The sequence below is a fragment of the Saccharothrix hoggarensis genome (assembly GCF_052936025.1).
The window spans coordinates 6,472,840-6,494,223 of sequence record NZ_CP193624.1; the positions used below are offsets into that span (position 1 = coordinate 6,472,840).

15 protein-coding genes and 1 tRNA gene are annotated in these 21,384 nt (G+C 71.0%); 4 read left to right on the forward strand and 12 right to left on the reverse strand.

Translation table 11 applies throughout. The annotated features are described in order from the left end of the window. Positions 1–68: 68 nt before the first annotated feature. The 5 genes from thrB to argS are packed head-to-tail and all read right to left on the reverse strand — an operon-like array spanning position 69 to position 6,463. A complete protein-coding gene (gene thrB, locus ACRAKH_RS29340) occupies positions 69–959 on the reverse strand; it encodes a homoserine kinase (RefSeq protein ID WP_380728857.1) in 891 nt (296 codons plus the stop codon). Further along, a complete protein-coding gene (gene thrC, locus ACRAKH_RS29345) occupies positions 956–2,059 on the reverse strand; it encodes a threonine synthase (RefSeq protein WP_380728855.1) in 1,104 nt (367 codons plus the stop codon). The genes thrB and thrC overlap by 4 nt, the downstream gene beginning before the upstream one ends. Further along, the gene (locus tag ACRAKH_RS29350; RefSeq protein WP_447009420.1) at positions 2,059–3,384 is read right to left on the reverse strand and encodes a homoserine dehydrogenase; all 1,326 of its coding nucleotides are present in this window, start codon (positions 3,382–3,384) and stop codon (positions 2,059–2,061) included. Before ACRAKH_RS29350 ends, thrC begins: the two co-directional genes overlap by 1 nt. A 5-nt stretch (positions 3,385–3,389) precedes the next feature. Then, positions 3,390–4,814 (reverse strand): diaminopimelate decarboxylase, encoded by a 1,425-nt coding sequence (lysA, locus tag ACRAKH_RS29355; protein ID WP_380728851.1) that lies wholly within the window; start codon positions 4,812–4,814, stop codon positions 3,390–3,392. Next, positions 4,814–6,463 carry an arginine--tRNA ligase gene (gene argS / locus ACRAKH_RS29360; RefSeq protein WP_380728849.1) on the reverse strand — a complete coding sequence of 550 codons (1,650 nt, stop codon included), beginning with the start codon at positions 6,461–6,463 and terminating at the stop codon, positions 4,814–4,816. Before argS ends, lysA begins: the two co-directional genes overlap by 1 nt. A 170-nt stretch (positions 6,464–6,633) precedes the next feature. Here argS and ACRAKH_RS29365 point away from each other — a divergent pair, with 170 nt between their 5' ends. Further along, on the forward strand, positions 6,634–7,458 hold the full coding sequence (locus tag ACRAKH_RS29365) for a DUF3105 domain-containing protein (protein ID WP_380728847.1): 825 nt from the start codon (positions 6,634–6,636) through the stop codon (positions 7,456–7,458). Between the two features lie 4 nt (positions 7,459–7,462). Further along, positions 7,463–8,137 (forward strand): DUF305 domain-containing protein, encoded by a 675-nt coding sequence (locus ACRAKH_RS29370; RefSeq protein ID WP_380728844.1) that lies wholly within the window; start codon positions 7,463–7,465, stop codon positions 8,135–8,137. A gap of 1,050 nt (positions 8,138–9,187) precedes the next feature. Here ACRAKH_RS29370 and ACRAKH_RS29375 read toward each other — a convergent pair. Continuing rightward, a complete protein-coding gene (locus tag ACRAKH_RS29375; protein WP_380724416.1) occupies positions 9,188–10,333 on the reverse strand; it encodes an ROK family transcriptional regulator in 1,146 nt (381 codons plus the stop codon). Positions 10,334–10,512: 179 nt separating this feature from the next. Between ACRAKH_RS29375 and ACRAKH_RS29380 the strand changes: the two genes are divergently transcribed. Further along, complete coding sequence (locus ACRAKH_RS29380; RefSeq protein WP_380724398.1) at positions 10,513–14,775, forward strand: GH92 family glycosyl hydrolase; 4,263 nt, start codon at positions 10,513–10,515, stop codon at positions 14,773–14,775. Positions 14,776–14,787: 12 nt separating this feature from the next. Here ACRAKH_RS29380 and ACRAKH_RS29385 read toward each other — a convergent pair whose 3' ends face one another. Next, complete coding sequence (locus ACRAKH_RS29385; RefSeq protein WP_380724399.1) at positions 14,788–15,702, reverse strand: cation diffusion facilitator family transporter; 915 nt, start codon at positions 15,700–15,702, stop codon at positions 14,788–14,790. 72 nt (positions 15,703–15,774) lie between these two features. Continuing rightward, positions 15,775–17,019: an alpha/beta fold hydrolase gene (locus tag ACRAKH_RS29390; protein ID WP_380724400.1), complete on the reverse strand. Its 1,245-nt coding sequence runs from the start codon at positions 17,017–17,019 to the stop codon at positions 15,775–15,777. A 149-nt stretch (positions 17,020–17,168) separates the two neighbouring features. On the opposite strand from ACRAKH_RS29390, the gene ACRAKH_RS29395 reads away from it, so the two are divergent. Beyond that, positions 17,169–17,243, forward strand: a tRNA-Arg gene (locus ACRAKH_RS29395). A gap of 130 nt (positions 17,244–17,373) precedes the next feature. Here the strand turns inward: ACRAKH_RS29395 and ACRAKH_RS29400 are convergent. The 4 genes from ACRAKH_RS29400 to ACRAKH_RS29415 form a co-directional block, all read right to left on the reverse strand. Further along, on the reverse strand, positions 17,374–17,496 hold the full coding sequence (locus ACRAKH_RS29400; protein WP_380724401.1) for a hypothetical protein: 123 nt from the start codon (positions 17,494–17,496) through the stop codon (positions 17,374–17,376). 71 nt (positions 17,497–17,567) lie between these two features. Beyond that, positions 17,568–17,990 (reverse strand): hypothetical protein, encoded by a 423-nt coding sequence (locus ACRAKH_RS29405; protein WP_380724402.1) that lies wholly within the window; start codon positions 17,988–17,990, stop codon positions 17,568–17,570. 110 nt (positions 17,991–18,100) lie between these two features. After that, positions 18,101–18,376, reverse strand: a complete 276-nt coding sequence (locus ACRAKH_RS29410; RefSeq protein WP_380724403.1) for a hypothetical protein — start codon at positions 18,374–18,376, stop codon at positions 18,101–18,103. A 674-nt stretch (positions 18,377–19,050) separates the two neighbouring features. Continuing rightward, complete coding sequence (locus ACRAKH_RS29415; protein WP_380724404.1) at positions 19,051–21,114, reverse strand: hypothetical protein; 2,064 nt, start codon at positions 21,112–21,114, stop codon at positions 19,051–19,053. Positions 21,115–21,384 lie beyond the last annotated feature (270 nt).

The window sequence follows — 21,384 nt, forward strand, 5'->3', positions numbered from 1 at the left end:
CTGATGGCCCCGAGGGTAGACGCCGGTACCGCCGGGTGCAACAACCGGGGCCTGGCGCGTCGCATCACTCAACCGAGTGGCGCAACCCGGACCCCGCCCAGGTCGACCGGCGTGCGCCGCACCTCGAACCCCGTCAGGTCCGGACCGGGCGGCAGCTCGCCGGACGCCGGCAGGGCCAGGACCGTCGGCCCCGCACCGGACACCGCGGCGGGCACGCCCGCCTCCCGCAGCGACCGCACCAGGCGCGTCGTCGCAGGCCAGGCGGGTTCCCGGTACGGCTCGTGCAGCCGGTCGTCCAGCGCGTCGAGGAGCCGCGACGGGTCCGCCGAGAGCGCGTGCACGGCCAGCGCGGCCCGGCTCACGGCGAACGCCGCGTCCTCGTGCGGCACCTTCGACGGCAGCAGCCCGCGGGTCGTCTTGGTGGACGACTCGACTGCCGGGACGAGCACGACCGGGCTCACGCCGGGGTGCGGCTCCACACGCACTGCGTGGAATCGGTCACCGTGCGTCCACGCGATCGCGACGCCGCCGAACATGCTCGCCGCGGCGTTGTCGGCGTGGCCCTCGAACTCCGCGGCGAGTTGCAACGCGCTCGTGTCCAACTCGCGACCGGCCAGGGCGAACGCCGCCGCGACACCCGCCACGACGGCCGCCGCCGACGACCCGAGGCCGCGGGCGTGCGGGATCGCGTTGCGGCAGGTCAGCCGCAGCCCCGGCACGTCCAGCCCGACCAGCTCGGACGCCGCCCGGAACGCCCGCACGACCAGGTGCGACCCGTCCGTCGGCACGTCCGCGGAGCCCTCGCCCGACACCTCGACCGCCAGTCCGCCGCCGGTGACGGCGAACTCGACCTCGTCGTGGACGCCCAGCGCCATGCCGAGCGCGTCGAACCCCGAGCCGAGGTTCGCCGTGGAACCGGGCACGGTGACGCGCACACCGGTCGCGGGCACGGCCGTCACGCCAGCTCCAGCGCGGTCGCGACGGCGCCGGGGTCCACCGGCACCGGCTCGACCTCGGCCATGCCGAGCAGCGCGGTGTCGGGGTCCTTCAGGCCGTGGCCGGTGACCGTGCAGACGACCAGCGAGCCCTTCGGCAACCGCCCGTCCGCCGCGGTGGCCAGCAGGCCCGCCACGCTCGTCGCGGACGCGGGCTCGACGAAGATGCCCTCGGTCGAGGCCAGCAGCCGGTAGGCCTCCAGGATCTTCTCGTCCGTCACGGCCTCGAACAGGCCGCCGGACTCCTCCTTGGCGGCCACCGCGCCGGTCCACGACGCGGGGCTGCCCACCCGGATGGCGGTCGCGATGGTCTCCGGGTTCGCCACCGGCGCGCCCAGCACCAGCGGCGCGGACCCCGCGGCCTGGAAGCCGAACATGCGCGGCGTCGACGACGTCACGCCGTCGTGGTGGTAGTCGGAGTACCCGCGCCAGTACGCGGTGATGTTGCCCGCGTTGCCCACCGGCAGGCAGTGGACGTCCGGCGCGCGGCCGAGCACGTCGCAGATCTCCCACGCGGCGGTCTTCTGGCCGATCAGGCGCACCGGGTTCACGGAGTTGACCAGCGTGATCGGGTACTCGATCGACGTCTTGGAGGCCAGCTCGAGGCAGTCGTCGAAGTTGCCGTCGATCTGCAGGATGCGCGCGCCGTGCGCGACCGCCTGGGCCAGCTTGCCCAGCGCGATCTTGCCGCGCGGCACGAGGACCGCGGCGGCCATCCCGGCCTTCGCCGCGTACGCCGCCGCGCTCGCCGACGTGTTGCCGGTCGACGCGCAGATCACGCCCCGGATGCCGCTGGCCAGCGCGTGCGTCATGGCCACGGTCATGCCGCGGTCCTTGAACGAGCCGGTCGGGTTCGCGCCCTCGACCTTGATGTAGACCTCGCAGCCGGTCACCTCCGACAGGTGCCGGGCGGCCACCAGCGGCGTGCCGCCTTCGTGGAGGGTGACGACCTCGGCGCCCGCGGGGAGCTGGATCCGGTCCGCGTAGGCGTGGATGATGCCCGGCCACCCCGGCCGCGCGCTCGTTGGGTTCTCGGCACCGCCGAGGGCTGCTTGGGCCACCATCACTCTTCGCCTTCCACCCGCATCACGCTGACCACTTCCCGAACCACGGGCAGCCCGCCGATTTTGTCCACGGTCGACCGCAGTGCCGCGTCGGTCGCGGCGTGGGTGACGATCACCAGGCTGGCGTCGTCGACCCGACCCTCCTGCCGCACCGCCGCGATGCTCACGTCGTGCTCCGCGAACACCGCCGCGACCTGCGACAACACGCCCGCCCGGTCGGCGACGTCGAGGCTGATGTGATAACGCGTGGGCGTCTGGCCCATCGGCCGCACGGGCAGGCCCGCGTACGCCGACTCACGCGGCCCGCGCCCGCTGTGCACCCGGTTGCGGGCCACCGCGACGAGGTCGCCGAGCACCGCGCTGGCGGTCGGGGCGCCGCCCGCGCCCTGGCCGTAGAACATCATCTCGCCGGCGGCGTCGGCCTCCACGAAGACCGCGTTGAACGCGCCGTGCACGCTCGCCAGCGGGTGCGACCTGGGGATCATCGCCGGGTGCACGCGCACCGAGATGCCCTCGGACGCGCCCGAGCCGTCGCCGGCGTCGACGGACACCCGCTCGCAGATCGCGAGGAGCTTCACGATGCGGCCGAGGCCCTTGGCGGCGGCGATGTCGGCGGCGCTGACCGCCGCGATGCCCTCGCGGTGCACGTCGGCGGCCGTGACCCGGCTGTGGAACGCGAGCGACGCGAGGATCGCGGCCTTGGACGCGGCGTCGAAGCCGTCGACGTCGGCCGTCGGGTCCGCCTCCGCGTACCCGAGGCGGGTCGCCTCCTCCAGCGTCTCGGCGTAGCTCGCGCCGGTGGAGTCCATGCCGGAGAGGATGAAGTTGGTGGTGCCGTTGACGATCCCCATCACCCGGGTGATGCGGTCGCCGGCGAGGGATTCGCGCAGCGGGCGCAGCAGCGGGATCGCGCCCGCGACGGCCGCCTCGAAGTACAGGTCCGCGCCCGAGGCGTCGGACGCCTCGAAGAGGTCGGCCGAGTGCTCGGCGAGCAGCGCCTTGTTGGCCGTGACCACGGACTTGCCCGAGCGCAGCGCGGTGAGCAGCAGCGACCGGGCCGGCTCGATGCCGCCGATGACCTCGACGACGACGTCCACGTCGTCCGAGGCCACGAGCGCCTCCGCGTCGGTCGTCAGCAGCTCGGCCGGCACCTCGCGGTGCTTGTTCGGCCGGCGGACGGCGATGCCCGCCAGCTCGACCGGGGCGCCGATCCGCGCCGTGAGGTCGGGCGCCTGGTCGGTGAGCAGCCGGACCACCTCGGTGCCGACCGTGCCGCAGCCCAGCAACGCGACCTTGATCGGTTTGCGGTGCGCATGGCTAGACACTTTTCTCATACCTCCAGGCGGAACAGGTCTTCCTCGGTCTCCCGGCGCAGCAGCAACCGGGCCTGGCCGTCCACGACCGCGGCGAGCGCGGGCCGGGGAAGTCGGTTGTAGCCGCTGGCCATCGAGTAGCAGTACGCCCCGGTCGCGGCGACCGCGATCAGGTCGCCGGGGGCGAGGTCGTCGGGCAGCCAGCAGTCGCGCACGACCACGTCACCGGACTCGCAGTGCTTGCCCACGACGCGGCACAGGACGGCCTTCGCGTCCGGCGCGGCGGCGCGCGACACGACCTTGCAGTCGTACACCGCGTCGTAGAGCGCGGTGCGGATGTTGTCGCTCATGCCGCCGTCGACGCTCACGTACCGGCGGATCGCGCCGGCGTCGAGCTCGACGTCCTTGATGGTGCCGACCTCGTACAGCGTCACCGTGCCGGGGCCGACGATGGCGCGGCCCGGCTCGACCGCGATCTTCGGCACGGGCAGGCCGGCGTGCTCGCACTCCTTGGAGACGATGTTGCGCAGCTGCCTGGCCAGCTCGGCGGGCGGCGGCGGGTCGTCGTCCGGCGTGTAGGCGATGCCGAGGCCGCCGCCGAGGTCGACCGTGGTCACGTGGTCGAGGATGCCGTCGCCGTGCTCGTCGCGCAGGTCCGCCAGCAGGCCGATGACGCGGCGCGCGGCGACCTCGAAGCCGCTGGCGTCGAAGATCTGCGAGCCGATGTGGCTGTGCAGGCCGATGAGCCGCAGCCCGTCGGACTTCAGCACCCGCCGCGCCGCCTCGGCCGCGTCGCCCGAGGACAGCGAGAAGCCGAACTTCTGGTCCTCGTGAGCGGTGGCGATGAACTCGTGCGTGTGCGCCTCGACGCCGACCGTCACCCGGATCATGACCGGCTGGACCCGGCCGCGTTCGCGCGCGACCTGGTCGAGCCGGGCGATCTCGTAGAACGAGTCGAGCACGACCGCGCCGACGCCGACCTCGACGGCCTTGGTCAGCTCGGCCACGGACTTGTTGTTGCCGTGCAGCGCGATCCGCTCCGGCGGGAACTCCGCGCGCAGCGCGACGGCCAGCTCGCCGCCGCTGGCCACGTCGATGCTCAGGCCCTCCTCGGCGACCCAGCGGGCCACCGCGACGGACAGGAACGCCTTCGACGCGTAGTGGACCGCGGTCGGGTCGCCGAACGCGGCGGCGTGCTCCCGGCAGCGGGAGCGGAAGTCGGCCTCGTCCATCACGAACAGCGGGGTGCCGTGCTCCTGGGCGAGCTGCCGCACGTCGACGCCGGCGAAGCGCACCGCGCCGTCGTCGCCGCGCTCGGCGTTGCGCGGCCACACCTGCGGGTGCAGCGAGTCCAGGTCGGCGGCCGTCGCCGGGCGGTTGCCCGCCGTGTTGGACGGCACCATGACGTCGGCGTGCCGGGGACCGGCGGGGTGGGCGCGCATCACATTCGCTCCGGAGCGGTCACGCCCAGCAGTGCCAGGCCGTTGGCGAACACTTGGCGGGTCGCCGCGCACAGCTGCAAGCGGGCCCGCTGCACCTCGGTCACCTCGTCGTCGCCGCGCGGCAGCACGCGGCACTCCGGTGTGTCGTAGAACCGGTGCAGGGTGCCGGCCAGCTCTTCGAGGTACCGGGCGACGCGGTGCGGTTCCCGCAGCTCACCGGCCGTGGCGACGACGCGCGGGAACTCGCCGATGGTGCGGATCAGGTCGCCCTCGCGGTCGTGCCGCAGCAGCCCGTACGACTCGTTCGGCGTCATGCCGAGGTCGGCCGCGTTGCGGAGCACGGAAGAGATCCGCGAGTGCGCGTACTGGACGTAGTAGACGGGGTTGTCGTTGCTGCGCTTGCGCAGCAGGTCGAGGTCGATGTCCAGGGACGAGTCGACCGAGGAGCGGGACATCGCGTACCGGGCCGCGTCCACGCCGACCGCGTCCACCAGGTCCTGCATGGTGATCACGGTGCCCGCGCGCTTGCTCATCCGGACCGGCTTGCCCTCGCTGACCAGGTTCACCATCTGGCCGATCAGCACCTCGACCGACGCCGGGTCGTCGCCGAGCGCCGACGCGGCGGCCTTCAGCCTGCCGATGTAGCCGTGGTGGTCCGCGCCCAGCATGTAGATGCACAGGTCGAAGCCGCGCGACCGCTTGTCGACCAGGTAGGCGATGTCGCCCGCGATGTAGGCCGGGTCGCCGTCGCTCTTGATGACCACGCGGTCCTTGTCGTCGCCGAACTCGGTGGACCGCAGCCACCAGGCGCCGTTGTCGAAGTACAGCGCGCCGGAGCCCTTCAGCTGGTCGACGGCCTTGGCGACGGCGCCGGACTCGTGCAGCGAGTTCTCGTGGAAGTAGACGTCGAAGTCCGTGCCGAAGTCGTGGAGGTCCTTCTTGATCTCCTCGAACATCAGGGTCACGCCGATGCGGCGGAACACCTCGTGGCTGTCCTCGGCGGCGAGCGCGCCCGGCTCCTGCCGCAGCACCTCGGCGGCGATGTCGCTGATGTAGCCGCCCGCGTAGCCGTCCTCGGGCGCGGGCTCGCCCTTCGCGGCGGCGATCAGGGACCGGACGAACCGGTCGATCTGCGCGCCCGCGTCGTTGAAGTAGTACTCCCGGGTGACCTCGCCGCCGTTGGCCTCCAGGATGCGGCCGAGCGCGTCGCCGACCGCCGCCCAGCGCGTGCCGCCCAGGTGGATGGGGCCGGTCGGGTTCGCCGAGACGAACTCCAGGTTGATCCGGACGCCGGCGAGCCGGTCGCCGCGCCCGTAGGCCGCGCCGGCCTCCAGCACGTCGCGCACGATCTCGCCCTGCGCGTCCGCGGCGAGCCGCAGGTTCAGGAAGCCGGGGCCCGCGACCTCGACCGCGGAGATGGACTCGGCGCCGGTCAGCGCGTCGGCGAGCCAGCCGGCCAGGTCGCGGGACGGCACGCCGACCTTCTTGGCGGTCTGGAGGGCGAGGTTGGTGGCGTAGTCGCCGTGCTCGGGGTTGCGGGGGCGCTCGACGGTGACCGCTGTGGGCAGGGCGGCGGGATCGAGGCCGCGGGAGGTCAGCACGTCCACGGCCGTCGCGCGGACCAGTTCAGCGAGCGCAGCGGGAGTCACCCGGCAAGTCTAGGGAAGCGTTCCCGCTGGTCTCCGGCGGGATGCGCGTCTCGCGAAGTGGGATTGACAACTGTTGACGACCACCCGCCGTGACGGCCGGTTGACGGTGATCAGACATCGTATCCCTACACTGGCTCGCGGCATGGGCGTATGACGAGACTGAGGCGGACATGACCAGCGGCAAGAAGACGAAGGCCGCGCGCTCCAGCGTTGCGGCGGCGCGCTCCTCGGTGGTGGCCAAGAAGCCGAAGCCATGGGGGACCATCATCGCGGTGGTCGCCGTGCTGGCACTCGCCGGCGGCGTGTTCGGCTACGCGTTCAACCAGATCTCGGAGCAGAACGCCAAGGAGGCGGCCCTCGCCAAGTGGAACCCGTCCGAGGAGAACAAGGACCCCTCGGACCAGATCCAGGGCGTGGTGAAGAAGGAGTACGAGCAGGGCAAGCACGTGCAGCCCACGCAGCGCGTCGCCTACGACTTCTCGCCCCCGTTCGGCGGCCCGCACGACGGCGCCTGGGCCGCGTGCACCGGCGTCGTCTACCAGACGGCCGTCCGCACCGAGAACATGGTCCACTCGCTGGAGCACGGCGCCGTGTGGATCGCCTACAACCCGGACCGGATCACGGGTGACGCGCTGGCGAAGCTGCAGGCCAAGGCCGACGGCCAGCAGTTCACGATGATCTCCCCGTACCCCGGGCTGGACAAGCCGATCTCGCTGCAGGCGTGGGGCCACCAGCTGAAGGTGGAGAGCGCGGACGACGAGCGCATCGACCAGTTCATCCAGGCCCTCCGGCGCAACCAGTACACGTACCCGGAGATCGGCGCGACGTGCGACTCGAACACGTTCGACGTGACGAACCCGCCGCCGTTCGTGGCGGAGGCCCCGGGCCCCGACGCGGTGCCGATGGACGGTGGCACGGCGGACGGCACGGAGGCCGGCGGCGAGCAGCCCCCGGCCTCGGACGCGCCGGCGCCGACCCAGCCGAGCGGGAGCTGATTCGTTGACCGAGCCCGAGCAGCGCGCGGTCACCGCGACGCGCGCCGTCGTGGTGGCGGTCGCCGTGGTCGCCGTGCTGCTGCTCGGCGCCGCGGTCGGCCTGCTGATCAAGCTGCCGGGGGCGGACACCTCGTCCACCCCGGCGGCTGACTCGGTCGACGTGGGCTTCGCGCAGGACATGGCCGTGCACCACCTGCAGGGCGTCACCATGGCCAACGAGGCGCGGAACCGGACCGCCGATCCGGCGATCCGGCAGCTGGCGTTCGACATCCAGTCCACCCAGTTGGAGCAGGTGGGCCGGATGAAGGGGTGGCTGACCCTCTGGGGCCACCCCGAGCAGTCGGTGGACGGCACCCACATGAAGTGGATGAGCGCGTCCTCGCACGCCCACGGCGCCTCGGCGGCCGCCGGCGTCACCGGCCTCATGCCCGGCATGGCGACGTCGGCCGAGCTGGCCAAGCTGCGCGCCCTGACCGGCGTCGACTTCGACGTGTACTTCCTCCAGCTGATGCTGCGGCACCACCAGGGCGGCGCCCCGATGGCCGAGTACGGCGCCGCGCACGCGGGCCAACCGGTAGTCCGCACCCTCGCCGACAACATGCTGAAGTCGCAGAAGTCCGAGGGCGAGTACATGAAGCAACTGCTGACCGAACGCGGCGCCGCTCCCCTGACCAGCTAACCCTCCCGCACCGCCCTCCACCCCCAGCACGGCCCCACCACGCCGCGCCCGCCTCGCACCCCGGCACCGCCCCACGCGCCGCCCTTCCGCCGCCCGGCACCGCCCCACCACGCCGCCCACGCGCCGCCGCCCCCGGCACGACCCCGCGCCGCTCCCGCCTCGCCCCCCGGCACCGCCCCACCTCACCGCCCCGCGCGCCACCCCACCTCGCCAGCCGCGCGCCGCCGCCGCCTCGCCCCGCTTCGGCTTTCCGCTCAGCCCACCCGCCGCCGCCCCGCCGCGCTCCCGAACCTCCGCCCGCCATCCGACTTCTACTACTCGCAGGTAGGTCCTGGTGGGTAGCGGTGTGAACAGGTCGGTTGAGCAGGCATGAGGCGGCGCGGCGGGTGGAGGTAGGGCGCGCGGGAGCGGCGGAGCGCCGTAGTTGGCGGCACCCCGGTTGTCCACAACCCGTCGAGTTGTCCACAGCCGGCCGATGGCCCGTGGACGCCCCTCCACCACTCCGGCAAGGTCGAACCGGGACCGCCACCGTCAGCCCGAAGAAGTCGTCGGCGAACTTCGCGGGCTCAAAGGTGGCGGACACAGTCGGCGGCGCGGGTCAGCTCAACCGGGTCAGGCAGTGAGGAGGGCGCAGCGTGACGCGCGGGAGCAGCGGGGCAAAACGGGGCAGCGGGGCGGTACAGCCGGGGGGCCGGGAACGCCCCGCGAGGTCGCGTCGATCGTTCGCGACTCATTTCCCGACGATCACGCTTTTCGATCTTGGGAATTCAGGCGCGAGCGGTCGACTTCCAGGCGACCGAGCCGCGACGCCGGAGGCGGCGCCATCCAACACAGCAAATAGAACACGGGGCAGGTGTTTGCGGGCGCGGCACCTGCCCCGTGCAACGGTCGAAAGGGGACCACGTCCCCCGTACTCCCCTTTCGACTCCCCTTCAACAACGGAAGGACACACACCCTCCAGGAGGAGGTACGGTCACGCTACGTCGTTACTGGCGAGTTCATACCTACAACGTTCGAGTGAATCAGCACGTGGGAGCCACTCGACTACTCTCAGAGAGTCACAGGCACTCGGCGGTCGAACACGAGCTCGCGCGCCGACCGCAGCCCCATCGCCACCGCGCCGCTGAGCACCGCGCCATCACCCAGCTCGCCCGCCACGATCCGCGGCACGAGCGGCGTCATCCGGCGCAGCGCGGCCTCCATCGGCTCCTGCAGCAGGTCGGTGTTGCTGCCGATGCCGCCGCCCAGCACCACCAGCTCGGGGTCGATCACCGCGACCACCGACGCCACCACGAACGCCAGCCGCTCGGCCTCGTCGCGCACCGCCAGCAACGCCCGCTCGTCACCCGACCGCGCCGCCGCGAACACCTCGCGCGCCGACTTCACGACCAGGCCGTGCTGCCTGCCCAGCGCCACCACGGACTCCGCCGCCGCCGCGGACTCGGCCTGCCCGCGCTGCCGACCGTCCTCTTCGGACTGACCGGTGTAGGGCAGGTAGCCGACCTCACCCGCCGCGCCGTGCGCGCCGCGGAACAGCCGGCCGTCCACCACGATCCCCATGCCGATCCCGGTGCCGACGGTGACGCACACGAACACGTCCACGTCCCGCGCCACCCCGTACGCGCGCTCGCCCACCGCGGCGAGGTTGGCGTCGTTCTCCACGACCAGGCCGTCGCCCAGCTCGGCTTCGAGGTCGTCCAGCAGGCCGGGGCGTTCCCAGCCCGGCAGGTTCGGCGCGTGGTGCAGCGTCCGGTCGCGCGGGTCCGGGACGCCCGGCGTGCCGACGACCTTCACGACCAGGTCGGCCAACGAGAGGCCGGCGTCGGACACCGTCCGCTCCGCCAACTCCCGCACCGTGCGGACGAGCGCGGACGCGGAACGGCAGCGGTTGCGCTCGTCCACCCGCGCGATGACCGACCCGGCCAGGTCCGCCACGGCGACGCGGATGCGCTGCCGGCCGATGTCGACGCCCAGCACGTGCCCGGCCGCCGGGTTGGGCTCGTAGACCATCGCCGACCGGCCCGGACCCGCCGTCGTGCGGCCGATGGCCCGCACCAGGCCGTGCTGCTCCAGGTCGACCAACGCCTGGCCCACGGTCGGTTTCGACAACCCGGTGTCCTTGGCGATCTGCGGCCTCGTCGCCGGGCCACCCACGCGCAGGCGGTCGAGCACCGCGCGTTGGTTCAGCACGCGCATACCCGCGGGGGTGCCCACCTGGGGCGACTTCCGGACCGTCACAGGGAGTGAGTGTAGATCGGTTGGAGCAGCGGGCGGACAGGCTTGCGGACAAGTTGACCAGTCGCTCTTGACAACGATGTCACGTCCCCCTTTGCTTCGCTGAAGATCGGCTTGGTCTGAGGCGAAAGGCGTGCGCAATGGGGCTCATGCGGAGCAGGAGATCGCTGGCGGTCGTCACGACCGCTGCGCTGGTGCTGGCGAGCGTGGGAGGCTGGTCCTCCGCGACCGCCGCACCGGGGGAGCCAACCGTGAGCGAGACGTTGTTCGCCACGTCGTTCGAGGACGGGCAGCCGCAGCCGAAGTGGTCGAGCACCGTGGAGACGGGCCCCGACGGCACGCCGAAGGCGTCCGGCGTCGACGGCACCGACTCCACCGGCATCCCCGGCAACGTCACCGACCGCGTGGTCGACGTGGCCGCCAACTCCGAGTACGCCGAAGCGGGCGAGGTCAAGGAGAACCTGGTCGACGGCAACGTGTCGTCGAAGTGGCTCACCTTCACCCCGACCGGCTGGGCGCGGTTCACGTTCGCCGAGCCGGTCGCGGTCAAGCGCTACGCGCTGTCGTCGGCCAACGACGCGCCCGAGCGCGACCCGAAGAACTGGGCGCTGCGCGGCTCGAACGACGGCACGACGTGGACCGACCTGGACGCGCGGACCGGCGAGGTGTTCACCGAGCGGTTCCAGACCAAGACCTACGACATCGCGAACACCGAGGCGTTCCGCTTCTACCGGCTGGACATCACCGCGACCGCGGGCGGCGTGAACCTCATCCAGCTCGCCGAGGTGCAGTTCTCCGACGGCTCCACCACCCCGCCGGCGCGGAACATGCGCACGAGCGTGGGCAAGGGCGCCAACGGCGGCTACAACGCCAAGGCCGGCGCGGGCTTCACCGGGCTGAAGGCGTTGCGGTACCAGGGGACGCACGTCGCCGAGGGCCACGGCTACTCGTACAACAAGGTCTTCGAGGTGGACGTCCCCGTCACGTCGACCACCGAGCTGTCGTACCTGATCTTCCCGTCGTTCACCACGGACGACCTGAACTACCCGGCGACGTTCGTGTCGGTGGACCTCGCGTTCGACGACGGCACGTACCTCAGCGACCTCGGCGCGCGCGACCAGCACGGGTTCGAGCTGTCGCCCCGCGGCCAAGGCGTGGCGAAGTCCCTGTACACCAACCAGTGGAACCGCGTCGCGTCCGTGATCGGCGCCGTCGCCGCGGGCAAGACGATCAAGCGCGTCCTCGTGGCCTACGACAACCCCAAGGGCCCGGCCGGGTTCAACGGCTGGATCGACGACATCGCGGTGAAGTCCGCGCCGGTCGTGGTGGAGCGCCCCCGTCCGTCCGACTGGGTGCTGACGACCCGCGGCACGAACTCCAGCGGCTCGTTCTCGCGCGGCAACAACATCCCGGCCACCGCCGTGCCGCACGGCTTCAACTTCTGGTCGCCGATGACGAACGCGGGCTCGATCAGCTGGCTGTACGAGTACGCCAAGAACAACAACCGGGACAACCTGCCGACGTTGCAGGCGTTCACCGCGAGCCACGAGCCGAGCCCGTGGATGGGCGACCGGCAGACGTTCCAGGTGATGCCGTCCCGCGGCACGCCCACCGCGGACCGCGCCGCACGCGCGCTGCCGTTCCGGCACGAGAACGAGACCGCGCGGGCGCACTACTACGGCGTGACGTTCGAGAACGGGATGCGCACCGAGATCGCGCCGGCCGACCACGCCGCGGTGTTCCGCTTCACGTTCGTGGACGACACCTCGAACCTGGTCTTCGACAACGTGAACAACAGCGGCGGCCTGACGCTCGACCCGGCCACCGGTGTCGTGACGGGCTTCTCCGACGTCAAGAGCGGCCTGTCGACCGGCGCGACGCGCCTGTTCGTGTACGGCGTGGTGGACAAGCCGGTGAAGGCCAGTGGCCGGTTGACCGGCGCGGGCCGCGACAACGTGGCGGGCTACTTCCAGTTCGACACGTCCGCCGACAAGACCGTGACCATGCGGATCGCGACCTCGCTGCTGGGCGTCGACCAGGCTCGGCACAACCTGGAGCTGGAGGTGTCCGCGTCCGACACGTTCGACTCCGTGCGCGACCGGGCGCAGGACGCGTGGGACCGGGTGCTCGGCATGGTCGAGGTCGAGGGCGCTTCGGAGGACCAGCTGACCACGCTGTACTCCAACCTCTACCGGCTGTACCTGTACCCGAACTCGGGCTTCGAGAACACCGGCACCGCCGACGCGCCCAAGTACCAGTACGCGTCTCCCGTGCAGGCCGCCGGGCCCGCCACGCCGACGCGGACCGGCGCGAAGGTCGTGGACGGCAAGATCTACGTCAACAACGGCTTCTGGGACACCTACCGGACCACGTGGCCCGCGTACAGCCTGCTGACGCCGGGCAAGGCGGCCGAGCTGGCGGACGGGTTCGTGCAGCAGTACCGCGACGGCGGGTGGATCTCGCGCTGGTCCTCCCCCGGCTACGCGAACCTGATGACCGGCACCAGCTCCGACGTGGCGTTCGCGGACGCGTTCGTCAAGGGCGTCGACCTGCCCGACGTCAAGGCGGCGTACGACGCGGCGGTGAAGAACGCCACCGTGGCCCCGCCGAACGCGGGCGTCGGCCGCAAGGGCCTCGACACGTCGATCTTCACCGGCTACACGTCCACCGCCACCGGCGAGGGCATGTCGTGGGCGATCGAGGGTTACGTCAACGACTACGGCATCGCGAACATGGCGAAGGCGTTGCACGAGCGGACCGGTGAGGCGCAGTACCAGGCGGCGCACGAGTACTTCTCCAACCGCGCCCAGAACTACGTGCACATGTTCGACCCGGCCACCGGGTTCTTCCAGGGGCGCAACCCCGACGGCACGCGTCGCGAGGCGCCGGAGGACTACGACCCGCGCGAGTGGGGCCACGACTACACCGAGACCGACGGCTGGAACATGGCGTTCTCCGTGCCGCACGACGGCCAGGGCCTGGCCAACCTGTACGGCGGCCGGGACGGGCTCGCGTCGAAGCTCGACGAGTTCTTCGCGACCCCGGAGACGGCGAAGTTCCCCGGCTCGTACGGCGGCGTGATCCACGAGATGACCGAGGCGCGCGACGTGCGGATGGGCCAGCTCGGCCACTCCAACCAGGTCTCGCACCACATCACCTACATGTACGACTACGCCGGTCAGCCGTGGAAGACGCAGGAGAAGGTGCGCGAGATCCTGTCCCGGCTGTACCTGGGCAGCGAGATCGGCCAGGGCTACCCCGGCGACGAGGACAACGGCGAGCAGTCCGCGTGGTGGCTGTTCAGCGCCATGGGCTTCTACCCGTTGCAGATGGGCAACGCGTCGTACGCCATCGGGTCGCCGCTGTTCAAGAAGATGACCGTGCACCTGGAGAACGGGCGCACGCTCGTGATCAACGCGCCGTCGAACAGCGCGCGGAACATCTACGTGCAGTCGTTGAAGGTCAACGGGAAGAAGTGGGACAAGGCGCACCTGCCGCACGCGGAGATCGCGTCCGGCGGCACGCTCGACTTCGAGATGGGGTCGTCGCCGTCCCGGTGGGCCACCGCCGAGGACGCCGCGCCGCCGTCGTTGACCAAGGGCTCCGCCGTCCCGGCGCCGCTGCGGGACGTGACGTCGACGGGGACGGTGACCGGCGGTCCGGCGGCGTTGGTGGACAACACCTCGCAGACGTCGGGCTCGGTGTCGTCGTTGCAGGTGGACCTGCCGTCGAAGAAGGAGAAGGCGGAGTTCTACACGCTCACCTCGGGCAAGGAGGCCGGCGACCCGTCGTCGTGGGTCCTGAAGGGCTCGTACGACGGGGTCACGTGGTCGACCGTGGACGAGCGGTCCGGCGAGGCGTTCCCGTGGCGGCAGCAGACACGGGCGTTCAAGATCGCCCGACCGGGTCACTACCAGCACTACCGGCTGGAGTTCCCCGGAGCCGTCACGCTGGCCGAGGTCGAGGTGCTGGCCAAGCCGTTCGTGACGTGCACGTCCACCGTGACGGGCGAGGTCGACGGGCCGTTGCGCGTGGACTCGGGCGTGACGTGCGTGGACGGCGCTTCGGTGACCGGGCCGGTGACCGTGGCGGCGGGTGCGTCGCTGTACGTGTTCGGCGGCTCGGTCGGCTCGCTGTCGGCCGCGGGCGCGGCGGCGGTCGTGCTGGTGGAGGCGTCCGTCGGCGGGCCCGTGAACATCAACGGGACGTCCGGCGAGGTGTCACTGGAACGGGTGACGATCGACGGGCCGGTGACGCTCGTGGGCAACAAGGGCGGCACGTCGGTCGCCGCGAACACCGTCGCGGGGCCGATGTCGTGCCAGGCGAACGACCCCGCGCCGGTGAACAACGGGTGGGTCAACGAGGTGCGCGGCCCGAAGAACGGCCAGTGCTCGACGCTCTAGCGGGTTGACGGGTCACCAGGAGATTTCGCGGCACCTCTGCGCGGAATCTCCTGGTTCGACCTGGAGCGTGGCGTGCTCGATGCGGTAGCGCTCGGCCAGCAGCGTCTGCGCGGCGTGCAGCACCTCGGCCGGGTCGACGTCGTCGCGGGTGGTGAGGTGCGCGGAGGCGACCTCCATGCCCGAGGTGAGCGTCCAGACGTGCAGGTCGTGCGCCTCCGCCACGCCGGGCAGGCGGCTCAGGTCGGCCTGCACCTCGGAGACGTCCAGCCGTTCCGGGGCGTGCTGGAAGAGGATGCGCAGCGCGCTCGCGGCGAGCTTGTACGTGCGCGGGAGGACGAACAGGCCGATCGCGACGCCCATGACGGGGTCCGCGTACCGCCAGCCGAAGACCAGCGTGACGAGGCCGCTGAGGAGCACGCCGACCGACCCGATGAGGTCCGCCAGCACCTCCAGGTACGCGCCGCGGACGTTGATGCTCTCCTTGGCGCCCTCGCGCAGCATGAAGAACGAGGCGACGTTGGCGACCAGGCCCGCGGTGGCGGCCAAGACGACCGGCAGGCCCGGCACCTCCGGCGGGTTGCCGAGGCGGCCGACGGCCTCGTACACGACGTAACCGGCGACGCCGAAGAGCAGCACGGCGTTGGCGAGGGCGGCCAGCACCTCGGCGCGGTAGAGGCCGAACGTGCGGCTGCCGCCCGACTTCACGCGGCGGGCCAGCATGATGGCCGCCAGCGCCATGCCGACGCCCAGGACGTCGGTGAGCATGTGGGCGGCGTCGGAGATCAGGGCCAGCGAGCCGGTGGCGATGCCGACGACGAACTCGACGGCCATGAAGGCCGCCCCGATGCCGAAAGCGACCCACAGCCGGCCCAGGTGCTTGGCGCTACCACTGGCCGGCGCGGCACCGTGGCCGTGTCCGTGACCCATGAGCGGAACATATAGTCACATGCGCATGAGTGCAACTTGACTGTAGCCCCCGCCACACCGCTGCCCGCGGCCTCACGGGTACCCGCGCCGGCGGGCGTTCACCGCCCTGACCACGTCCTCGGTGACCGTTCCACCGTCGGGGAAGATCAGGCTGACCGTGATGCCGTGCGGCCGCAGTTCACCCTTCAGGCATCGGATGAGCATCCGCAAGGCGGTCTTCGTGGTCGCGTGCGCGTGGCGGGCCGTTCCGTCCCGCCGCGCCGTGACGACGAAGTGGCCGCCCGCGGCCCGTTCCACCATCAGCGGCGCGAAGGCGCGGACCACGTTCGCCACACCCCACAGCTTCGCGTCAACGGCCTCCCGCCAGTCCGCCCCGACGTGCGGTCCGACGTTGGCGACCACGACCTCCGGCACCCCGTACCGCTCGCTCACGTCGTCGGCAAACGCTTGCGCAGCCGCCCGGTCGGCCACGTCGGCCCCGACGACCTGCGCCCCACCGTCGGCAAGGGTTCGCCCGACCGCCCCACCACCACTCCCGGCCCCCGTGACCACGACCAGCCGCCGACCGTGCCGCCCGTCGATCGCGTCCTCGATGTGCCGGGCGACCTGCTCGGGGTGCGTGCGAACCGCCCAGTGGCCGGCGTGCACCGTGCTGCGGGTCAGCTGCTCCACCCACGGCTCGGCCGCCTCCAAGTGCTCCCGAACCACGTACGGGTCAGCCGTCAGCTCCACCTGGTGCACCGGCACCGACACCCGCTTCGGCCCCGCCGTGGCGCCCTTCCCGGATGTCCGCGCACTTCCGGCACGTCGCCCGACGTTGGCGCGGTACAACCCCAACCCGTTGACGAGCTCGCGCCGCCCCGCGTGGAGCATCCGGCGCACCGCGGGCACCCGCCACACCAACTCGGGCGCCACCGGCACCAGGAACCCGAGGATGTACCAGGACCGCCGAACCACCCCGGCCACCTTCACCGGCCGCCACCGGTTCCGCCGCACCCAGCTGCCGACGTGCCCCAGATCGGGGCCCGAGATGCTCACGAACGACCGGAACAAGTCGGGCCGCTCGGCGACCGCCACCCACCCCTGCGTGGACCCCCAGTCGTGCCCGACGAGGTGAACCGGCCCTCCCACCGCCTCCACCACAGCCGCCAGGTCCTCCACCAACCACCCCACCGCGTACCCGTCGACGTCACGAGGCGCCTCGGACCCCCCGAACCCCCGCAGGTCGTACCGAACGACGTGGAAGCGTTCCGCGAGCCTCCGAGCAACCCCGTCCCACACCGCCGAGGTGTCCGGGAACCCGTGCGCCAACACCACCCGCTCACCCCCGAGCACCCCCTGCTCAACCACCCGAAGCCGCAGGTCATGGGCCTGGACGAATCGCTCGCGCACCGGTTCCACAACCCAGAAGGGTAGGCCCTGAAAACCCCCTCCACCGGGTGCGCTAAGCTACTCCCGTAGCTGCGGCCCCCGTAGCTCAGGGGATAGAGCACCGCCCTCCGGAGGCGGGTGCGCAGGTTCGAATCCTGCCGGGGGCACCACCTCTCACCAGCACGAAAAGGCCCTTGACCAGCGCTAACGCGGTCAAGGGCCTTACTCGTCTGTCCGGCCGTGCCCGGTTGAATCCGGCCTTCTACGGGTGTCTGGGCCAAATACGGGCCAAAGTTTGGGCTAGCCCGGACGGTGCCCCAGCGCAGCCTCCACGCGCTGCCGGACGGCTGCCGCCTTTCCGTCCAGGCACTTGGCGTAGATCTTCAACAACACCTCCACCGAGTGCCCTGCCCACTCGGCCACCGTCACCGCGGTACCCGCCTCCCGAGGCGAGGACACACCGGCTCACCGCAGCACTCGCGCCCCGTGCAGGATCAAGGCTGTGGGTCTGGCCGCCACTTCCGTACCAGGATCGGCGGCCAGCCCAGGTCGTGTGTCACCACGGTGAGCGCGTTCCCCACTACCAACCGGTCGTACAGCGGCAACCGCACGTACCGGTATCCCTGTCGGGTTACGGAAATCAGGTGTTTCACCAGGTCTGGTGGCAGGTCTTCGTTCAGGTCGTACTCGTAGACGATGCCGGTCAGCGGCAGGTTGTCCACCGACAGGACGGCTTGCGCTTCCTCGACTATGACCTCGATCTTCGGCTTGTCGGGTGCCGTCACGAGGACGCGCTGCTGGATGAGTCCCGGCCGAAGAGGCTCTGAGGTTGCTCTGAAACCGGTGCCCAGCAGCGCCGGCGTGATCGCGTCGACCAGTTGTCGGGCACGCCTCTCGGCCTCTTCGACCAGGTTCATGTCAGCGCCTCCGTCTCAGCTGACGACGAAGACTGACGGCTGGGTGCGTGACGGGTGGGACTCCCGATAAGGCGGCAATTATCGCCGCGTCACGTCCTGCTTTCCACACCTCACGACCACATGTCCTCGGGCATCTTCTCCCGCGACCACGCCTCGTCGACGGAGTCCCGGAAGGCGTACCAGCCCATCGGCAAGTCCAGCAGCTCCCGCAGCGTCGGGTCGGCGGCAAGCAGGTGGTCGATACCCACCAGCCGCCCGTCCTCCTCGGAGACGTCGAGCAGCGGCATGAACTGCCAATCACCGTCTTCGTCGTGGTACACCCGCATCACAGGCGTGCCGTCCAGCACGTGATGGCTGGTGAAGACACCCGTTTCCTGATCGCTCATATGTGGTCCGACTTCTTTTCGTCACAGCGCCGGCACAGCGCGCCGCTCCGTTGCACACGGCACACCCTACGCCTGGCTCGCGGTCGAGCCGTAACGGCGGACCAGATCAGCCAGTAGCCGCCGCACCCGTTCACCGTTGTGCTCCGCGCTCGACGACTTCCTGCCACGGCGACGAAACAACCGTCGCCGTCGCAGGAAGTCCGCGTTGTACTGCGGTCTATCGACCGGCAACGACCACAGAGCTCGCTCCGCGTTCGATTGCCCCCGCAAGCGCACGGAGTTGCCCTGCTCCAGCCGCTGCGTCACCGAGGACATAGGTCGCGAATTTCGGGTCGTCAGCGGCGTCGACTAGTCGCAGCGCGTCAACCTGCAACCGCGACATGGCGCCAATCGCGGCGACTATAGATGCCAGGGAGTCTCGTCGTCAGTTGATTCACGCTCTTCCCGGCAAGATGACGGAGAAGGTTTTCGATCGCCGGTCGGACGACGGTGAATCCATCCACAGCCGATGTTCGCGTCCACGTTGTAGCAAATCTCGACGGCACAACTCCCCGGTCTGGCGAGTGATCCGCGGCAAATGCCGTCGGTGGCCGCGGTGATCGCACGCCGAGCGGTGTGCGGTCACGGTGCAGAGGTGGACGGTTGTGGTCCGTCCACCTCTGCACCGGGGTTGGTCACTCGTACCAGTCGCGGGACCATCGCTGTCGGCGTTCGTGGTCTCGGGCGATCCAGTCCGAACCTTCGGCGGCCACTGCTTCGAGGATCGGCAGTGCGGCATCGATGCCGGAAGTTTGGAGGGCCACCACGAACAGCTCGGACTCGTCCTCGATGTGGTCGTCCTGCTGGTTGCGGAAGTTCTCGGCCACCACGGTGATGTCCCTGCCGTTGACGAGGGTCAGCTGGAACGCCCGGCTGCGCAGGCGCTCCACCTCCTTTGTCCGCGGCCCCTCGCCTCTGGTGGCCCGGAGCCCCTTCTCCGTGACGCTCGCCGACGCCAGGGCGTCGTATCGGAAGAGGTGACGGCGTTCGTTCCACGCGTCGCCGGTGAGGAAATCCAGCTCTACCCTCGTCTCACGCACGCCGCTGCGGGTGAGCAGGAAGATCTGCACGACGTACCGGGAAAAGCGCGGCGGCCCGTGCAGCACGCGCGCTCGCAGGGCACCCGGTGCCCCCTCCGTCATCACGACGTGCGTCACGAGGTCGTGGGCGGACAGCTTTGCGCGCTTGACCGCGCTGTCCCTCAAATACGCCTTGTCCATGGCGAGCCAATGAGCCATCTCGCCATCGCTCGGGCGGTCAGCCAGCGTTTCCAGCCATTCCAGGTACGCGCGCTCTTCGGCGGCATAGAGCTGTTCGGCGTCGTCACGGAGGAATGCGTCGACGCCCCGGCTCCCCGTGATCCGCATCGCGCCCTTGACCGCGAAGAACCCGCCCACACCGAGGAGCAGCACCGGCAGAGGGCCGTTGGCGAAGAGCAGCACGAGCAATCCCATGACGCCGGCCGCGACGCCGGCTTGGAAGAGGTGGGTGTCGCGGGGCGGGATCGGGATCTGGTTGCGGAACAGGGCGTGGGTGGACCACCCGGCCGCCACTTGGCGCGCGTGCCATCGCATCAACCACCTGAGCTGCGCCGCCGTGACGCGAGCATTCCCGTACTGGTCGACGAAGCGCTGCTTCAGGTGCGCCTTGACGCCCGCGGTGTAGGCGGGCCAGTCACCGCTGACGTGTGGACGGGCTTCGGCGAAGCAGCCGTCGACCAGGCGGTGCACTTCCTCGACGAACGCGGTCGTGACCCAGTGGCCCGGTGAGCGCGGCACCACGGGGTGCGGGGGCGGGGTGACCTCACGCCGCTTTGCGGCGTTGCGCATCCTCACGGCTTCACACGCGCCGCCGTGGCGAACCAGGAGGTAGCCCGCACCGGCCAGGAGGGGGAGGCCGAGCAGCAAACCCACCAACGTCGCGTCGATCAGCGCTGCCACCACGCCGAGCACCACCGCGCCGGCCCCCGCCACCAGACCGACCTTGTCCGCCTGCTCGGGCCGCACCGGCGAGGAGGCGTACGGCCTGGGCTTGGCGGGATCCGGCTCGAAGAACTTCCACGCCCGTGCCGCGCGACGGGGCTTCAACCTCTCGGTCACGACCCGGATGGCGTGCTGGGACTCGAGCTTCTCCTTCACCACACCGTTGAGGATCATGCCGAGGTGCTGGGCGATCTCGTCCTGCCGCGCCGCCGGCAGTGCCTTGTACGTGTCGATGACGTCGGCGAGGGCTTCGTCGGTCGGCTCGTCCGCCACCTCGCGGAGCACGGCCCGAATGAGGCGCACGACCACGGCGAGGGCTTCGCTCCACCCGTCCTCCGCCAGGGACGCACACATCTTGTGCGCGACGATGATGCGCTCCGGCAGCTCGCCGCTCACGTCGTGGAAAGACCGATCGCTGACGACGGAGAGGACGTAGTAGTAGGTCCGCTCGGTGGTCACGTGCCCGGCCCACAGCAGCTGGTGGAAGATCCGCTCCGCCTCACGCGGTGTGCCGCCGGCCAGGAAGTTGCGCGCGACCTCGTGCCTGCGCTCCGGCGGATCGCCGTGGTTGATGTGGTACACGGACTCGTAGTGGATGGCCGTGTCGCCGTACTGGAAGCCGACCTGCTGGCCGACGTGCGCGCCCGCGTGCGCCTCGTTGTGGTTGTTCACGTGCGGTCCGCCGGGGAAAGGACCGTTCGCGTTCGGGTCGTTCATCGGTCCTCCACGGCAATCGGGTGGGGAAGGGGCGCGTTCGCGTCACGGGGGTAGTTGGCGCAAGAGGTGCCGGCGGCCGGTGGTGCTGGTCGGTGTTCGTCTGCCGGGTCTTGGGGTCCGGCTCGCCGTTCGACCGCCGACGCGGCCCTGATGAAGGTCATGGCGTCTCCACAGCGGCGCCCCGACACGGGGGCCCGCTCTCTGTCGGTTGTGCGCGGAGGGCGAGTCCGCTGCGCGGCCTGGTCTGTCTGCTCGTACCGGCTCGCGGTG